Origin of the sequence: Microcoleus sp. B6-A1, from assembly GCF_036705085.1 — a bacterium.
Taxonomy (GTDB): Bacteria; Cyanobacteriota; Cyanobacteriia; order Cyanobacteriales; family Microcoleaceae; genus Microcoleus.
Window position 1 is genome coordinate 22,435 of sequence record NZ_JAUBTU010000091.1, and the last position, 6,000, is coordinate 28,434.

A 6,000-nucleotide genomic window follows, 5' to 3' on the forward strand; every position below is an offset into this window, starting at 1 on the left:
TTTAAGCATGGTTGGTCTTCTGTAAGCTTGAGCTTGACTGGGCGCTGGCTCGAACGTCGCCTAACTATTTATGGTTATAGTTGCTACCGATGATTCGGTCGATCGCTCTGTTTCGATGCACCTTTGTTATGAGCTAATGTAAAGCCCACGATTGTAAATATTCGTATCTATTTTTACAAAATATTGAGTTTTATGAATATTTCGCATAAGGCCGATGCGTTTTATACATGGGAAATGGGTAAAGAGACCCCCAAAACCAAAAAATCTCTCTAAATCTTTAGATTTAGGAGGGGAGAGGGGGAAATTGGAATATCTAAGATTAATTTTGTGACTGCGATCGCAGACTTTGAACGAGATCGTCACAACATTAGAGCGGTCGCTGTCACACAGTTTGCCTCAAAACATCACGTTGTGTGCTATGCCAGCGTCACTCTTGATTTTCCAAGAACGAGAGATGATATAAGCATCGAATTCAGGGAACGTCTCATGTTTTTAGTTCAACTTATCCCCGGCGCTATTTCCGAAATGCTTGCCTCTGTTAGCGATACGGGTTGTTTGACTTTAGCCGATCGCTACGGCTTGATGGCCGCTGTTTTGGACGACTCTCTCGACGATGAATACAGACATTCGATCAACCGCCTGCTGCGTTCTGTGATTAAGGGGAGAGTCAAGATTGTCAACGAACTGTCGGCGATATATTAACAGCATTTAAAAATTTGATTGATTTATGCAGCGCATAAGAGTGCAGAAACCACCGGCCGAGTTAGAAGGAACCCACGATGCCTGCAGCGGATGTAGGGCAGGAAGTTGATTGGGTGTTCTAAAAACGTGCGATCGCTGTTGCCGTATGATTTTTTTTGACTATCCAATTCTCGCTTTGTGCGGCACTTAGAGAAAAAGTGCTGATTCACAGTTTTGACGCTCAATTGAGAGCCTGTTGGGTTGAACGCTTAGGGTAAAATCAGTAAAATTGTTGGGCGCGATCGGCATTGGAGGAGTTGGAGGAATGAAGTCCTCCCAACCAACGTAATTATAATTATTAGACATCTCCAGCAAAGCCTGTCTTGAACAGGCAGGATGCCTGTTCCACAATAATTATTGGAGAGGTATATTGAACAGGGCTGGAAATGAAAGACAATGTATGAAAATTATTAATCACACCATCGAAATATTAATACAATCCGGCATCAGTATCTACAACATCACGCCCACTTTTGTCAAAATTAATTGGTAATTGATAAAAAATCAATTCAGTCGATCGGCAGGAAAAAATAATAATATCTTGTAGGGGCCGGTATAGCCTGGATATTGACTCGCAGACAGTTTATTGCTGCACTCAACCGCCTAAACCCAGTAGTTGGTTTATTTGCACCTACAGGAATTATGCAGCCCCACTATAATACTGTGCCTGCGTAAGTCCTGTATAGCAATCCTAAGTAAGTTGTGTAATTCTTGTAGGGGCAAACCCCCCGTGGTTGCCCCGCCTTGGGTGGGGTAGGCACTCTTAGCACTACCCCTACATATTTTTACAAGTGATGCGAGGATTGCTATATTTAGTTACTGGCATTGGTTGGGTGTTTTAAGCCATCTATTTAATATGATGCAATTGCCCGACCAAACCTTTAGCAAAACTTTAAGAAATTCGGCCCGAAGGTATGATTTACTAACAATTAAAAACAGTCGATCGATCAGACTGGACAATTTAACAAGGATTCCCAGGGAGCATTTTATGAAATCCATTGCTAAAAGCAGCATCCACTGGACTTACTCAGTGGCTATTTTCTGTGCCCTTTTCGCACTACAGCAACAAAAAGCTACAGCAGCAACGCTATCTAACGGCTGGAATTATGCGATCGATTCCTTCAACGACGGCGTGACAGGGCCCCAAATCGGCGGCGGCGATTTTGAATTTTACGGCATCGCCATCAAAGAAACATCAGATACAGCTTTCATCGCCATCAACTCTAATCTAAGTTTAGCAGGATATGCCGACCCACTAGCTCAAAGAGGCAACATCAACTACGGCGATTTATTCTTCAATTTTTCCGGTCAAAACTTCAATACAGCTAACGCAAACGCCAGCTTGTTTGGTATCCGCTTTGCCGAAGGAAATGACTCCGGCGTGGCGACAACAGGCGTTTACAGTAACGTTACCGCTAAAAACGTCACCCAAATCAACTCTGGCTTTAGCAATTTAAATCAATTCAATACGGTAGTTGCATCTCAAGGCGGAACCCCGTCTATGGGAGATTTATCTGCCACTGACCCCTACTTTGAACAAACAGGAAACTCGACTATTCTCAACTCAATAGCTACTGGTACAAAAGTAGGAGAAATCATTTTTTTAACACCAGCGACTTTGAGCGTCCTCGGTCTTAATTTCGCTCAGTTTAATGCAGTAGGTTCTCAAACAATTGGATTCAGTTTCAATAAATCCTCAATGCCTTCGGGGAACTATATTGCTAACTTTTTGGCGGAGTGCGCTAACGATGCGATCGCTATTCAAGGCTCATTTGAACAAGGCTCTGCTGAACCAGTACCAGAACCTGCTACTATCTTCGGTACTTTAGCCGGATTTGGGATTCTAGCCATTGGTGCAGCAAAACGAAAAATTAAGTGCAAGATTTCCTAAGTTAGGTTGGGTGTGCATTAAGGATCGCGAATTAAATAATTTACACTCTTGAAAGTGGGGAGTAGGGGGTTGGGCACTCTTAGCCCGCCCTTTCTGGACGGGCGGGACGCCCATCCCACAAGAACCATCACGCATTCTAAGTTATTTAATTCTCATTCCTAAGTACCTTAAGAATAGCTGTTATGCACACCTTACTAATAGGCGTAGTGCCTCACAAATTGCCAACAGTAGAGTAGATTATGGAGAGATAAAATGCGCCCAAACATTCCCATCTGGCCCCGCAACTTGATTGACATAACTGTAGGGATACATCAACTTTCTCCCCTCAGTATCGCTGTAACCAGTGAGTGCATTTCCCCAAGGATCTTGCACGATATAACCCTGAGAATTGTAGCCAATTACAGTAAGAATGTGACCGGCCGCCGTAAAATCTCCTGCTAAAACTACTGGCCGCCGATTCAGCAATTCCGATCGCACCTGGGCCCATGTGCGAGTCGTACTAAAACTCGTCTTAAACTCGTAGGCTTGAATCAGCGCCGAAAGCACACTGTGATCCGTTTGAGAACCCTGGCCTGCATAATCGAAACACCACTGCAACAACTCATCCTCCAACTGTCCGCCCCACTTAGAACGAAGGCCGTAATAATAAAGCACCATGGCGATCGAAGTTACGTTGCAAGTAGACCAGTCAAAACGCGGATTGTCCCGCTGCGAAAAATACGGCACGTTCAATTCCACATTGTTCGGAACCGGATCGAAAATTTTATCTCCCCGCTTGAACTGAACAAAACTAGGAAAAACATAACCTGTATTGCCAAAATTCGGCAGTTCTTCAGTCAGGGAAACTTTCAGGTGAGATCCTTCCGCACCGTAGCTGTTGACGCCGTAAACTCGACCTAAAGGCAACGTAGTTTTCTCGGTACTGCTCAGGCTAGCAGCATCTACCGGCCGTTTTTTAAACACAGTTGCTTGCAGAATTGTCATCGTCAAAGCATCCGGGTCAAAGGGAACTTCTTTGCCGTCTTTTTTAATTTTAACGTCCTGCCAATAAATAAATCCGATATTGCCGAAACCGGGAATAGATTCGGCGAGAGTTACTCGGAAATGTCCCAAAATGCAGGCATAACCAGTAATGGCATAGGTAGTGCCTAAAAGTAGGTCAGCCATTTGATCTGCAGGCAGTTTCGATGAATCTTCGGGTTTAGCTTTAATCAGAGTTGTTTGAGTTACCAAAAGTTGAGCGCTGACGTTGCTATTCGGTACGTCAGCCAGGTTAAATTTTAGGATTTGAGTACCTTTTGCCAACTGAACGTCGGGTTCAGAAAAATAGCCAAAAGTGCCGATCGGCGAAATTGCTGAATCCACAACCACCTTGAGATGCCCGTCAATAAATCCGTATTTGCTAACCGTCAAAGTCTGGCCTGCTTTGACAACAACTTTTTGCTGATTGTTGAGCCGGGAAGAATCAAGGGGAGCTACCTTAAACAAAGTGTCAGAAAGTATCTTTAAAGTCAAACCTCGTCCGACAGTTAGCGGATCGGAAGTTACGGCAATGTAAATTATTTGGCTGCCAGTAACGTTGCCTTTGCTGTCAGTTGCCCGCAACCTGAGCCACCGAGATCCAGCTATGCTAAATCCTTTAGACAAATTAACTTGCCAAGTGCTGGCCTCTTGGTTTAGCGTGACGCTTAGGGGAAATTTATCCTCAGCTATCACCTCAATTTTTGCTGTTTTTTCTCGGTCAAAAGTACCCCGAAGGACGATCGGCTGATTTACTAAAACTTCTGACGGCCCTTGATAAGTTAAATTCACAGCGGGATTAAAAGATTTGCCACCGCGGCTGAATTGCACAAAATCGGGATAAATGAAACCTGTATTGCCAAATTGCGGCAAATTTTCGGTCAGCGAGACTTTAATGTGGCTTTGTTCGATCAAGAATCCGGCAATTCCGTAAATCATTCCCGCCGGCAAGGTAATTTTTTCTTCGGGTGGCAGGCTAGCCGCATTTACCGGGCGCTTTTTAAACACAGTTGTTTTGATGATTGTCATCGTAACTGCATTTCTATCATACTCAATTCCCCTCCCGTCTCGCAAAATTTGGACGTGCAGCCAGTACAGAAATCCCGAAGTTCCTAAGTTAGGAACTGCCCGAGCAAAAGCGACTCGGAAATGGTTTTCCACGCTTGCGTAGCCGAGAAGATTGAAAGTTTCTCCTGGGTTAAATTGTAATTTCTGAGTTTGGCCTAAAGTTCCAGAATCTGCGGGGGTGAACTTTAACCAGGTCTTTTTTATCACCCACAGTAACTGCATTCCAGGCGGCGGGGTCGGCAACTCGGCGCGATCGAATATGAGAATTTTTGCGCCTTTGGTTATAAGTACGTGTTTTTCGTAGAAAAAGCCAGAGGTTCCCACCGGAGGAATTGGATTATTTAGTTGAACATTCAGATGTCCATCTTCTAACTCGTAGTCCCTAATTTGATAAATTTTACCGGCTGCTATTTCCGCTTTTTGCAGGTTGTTAAGATTGCTTGCGGGCAGTGTTCCGACTTTGAATGCGGTATCTCTGAGAGTAATTAACGTAAAAAACTGAGCGGGTGATTGAGAAGCAGGATTAACTTTGATGTTAATTGTTTGTTGGCCGATAACTTTGCCGGTCTTATCGCTTGCCCTCACCTGCAGTGTGCGAGTTCCGGCGCTATCGAATCCTTTTTCTAAACTGATGTTCCAAATGCCTCTAGAGAGATTTCTCCCTACATTCAGGGCATTGGAGCCTTCTGTTGCTGAAATCGCTGCCACTAGATTTTTGTCAAAAGTGCCAACTAAGACAGTGGGTCTATTGACCTCAATTTCTCGCGGGCCTAAGTAACTCAAAATAATGTTGTTGGTTGTCATTATATATCCCTCTACCTACTTAGTTATTCAGCTAAAGCAAGGATAACTTCTGATTTTATCAAACACAATAACCCGAACCAGGACAAAATCGCCCTTAGATTCAGCCTACGGGCGGTTAATGCCTTTTCCAGCATAAGTTTTTAATTATTGGCGGGAGTTGCCCCACAAATCTAACTTTAGACGTACAAAAAGCACCTTAACCGAATATATGCCTCGTTAAGCGGATTTGTGGTGCAAGTTTTAAGGGAAGGAATTTAGTGCGAGTCGGTTGTTTCCCCCTGTACCCTTGACCCATCACTGGCTGAGTCAATCGATTGCGCGATTTTAGATTTTAGATTTTAGATTTTAGAATTGACTTGCGCGAGATGAATCCGGGGGCTTGTATCCTGGATGCTTTCGGTCAATCGATTGCGCGATTTTAGATTTTAGATTTTAGATTTTAGAATTGACTTGCGCGAGATGAATCCGGGGGCTTG

The 6,000-nt window shown here is 44.0% G+C and carries 3 protein-coding genes; 2 read left to right on the forward strand and 1 reads right to left on the reverse strand.

Features of this window, described 5'->3' with window-relative positions; all coding sequences use genetic code 11:
* Nucleotides 1-486 precede the first annotated feature (486 nt).
* Both QUB11_RS25505 and QUB11_RS25510 read left to right on the forward strand, forming a co-directional pair.
* Nucleotides 487-702, forward strand: coding sequence for a hypothetical protein (locus QUB11_RS25505; protein ID WP_333156213.1), 216 nt, complete (start codon nt 487-489; stop codon nt 700-702).
* Between the two features lie 1,027 nt (nt 703-1,729).
* Entirely contained in the window at nt 1,730-2,632 is a 903-nt protein-coding gene (locus QUB11_RS25510) for a PEP-CTERM sorting domain-containing protein (protein ID WP_333206574.1), read from the forward strand.
* 237 nt (nt 2,633-2,869) lie between these two features.
* Here the strand turns inward: QUB11_RS25510 and QUB11_RS25515 are convergent, their stop codons facing one another.
* Complete coding sequence (locus QUB11_RS25515) at nt 2,870-5,524, reverse strand: C39 family peptidase (RefSeq protein WP_333206575.1); 2,655 nt, start codon at nt 5,522-5,524, stop codon at nt 2,870-2,872.
* Nucleotides 5,525-6,000 lie beyond the last annotated feature (476 nt).